The sequence below is a fragment of the Corynebacterium sp. HMSC070H05 genome (genome assembly GCF_001837615.1).
Lineage (GTDB): Bacteria > Actinomycetota > Actinomycetes > Mycobacteriales > Mycobacteriaceae > Corynebacterium > Corynebacterium coyleae.
In genome coordinates this window covers 1-313 of the sequence record NZ_KV833304.1, presented here as the reverse complement: position 1 = coordinate 313, position 313 = coordinate 1, and the positions used below count along the sequence as shown (strand labels likewise).

At 55.0% G+C, this 313-nt stretch carries 1 protein-coding gene; it reads right to left on the bottom strand.

Annotated elements, in window-relative coordinates; genetic code table 11:
* On the bottom strand, positions 1–313 hold a 313-nt coding region (locus HMPREF2617_RS12035), incomplete at both ends, for a hypothetical protein (protein ID WP_168168329.1).

Genomic DNA, 313 nt, shown 5'->3' with positions numbered 1-313 from the left:
AACCGTGGTCTTCTCGGAACCGTTGTCATCACGATCCTTTTCGTGACCGTTGACCGGAACCTCAACCTCGGTCTTGCCCTCCGGCAGATCCTCGTCTTCAACCGTTACGGTGATCGGACCATCAACGTCCTTACCCGGGGTGACCTCAATTTCACCGGTATCCGGATTGATCACGGCAGGAACATCCTTGCCGTCCTCATCCTTAGCGGAGACCTTGGTGTCCTTATCCGGGTTGTTGACGATGATGCCAGTGCCCTGCTTGTCCTCAGTCGGATCAACCGGAGTCACATTCGAATCATCAACCGTGGTCTTC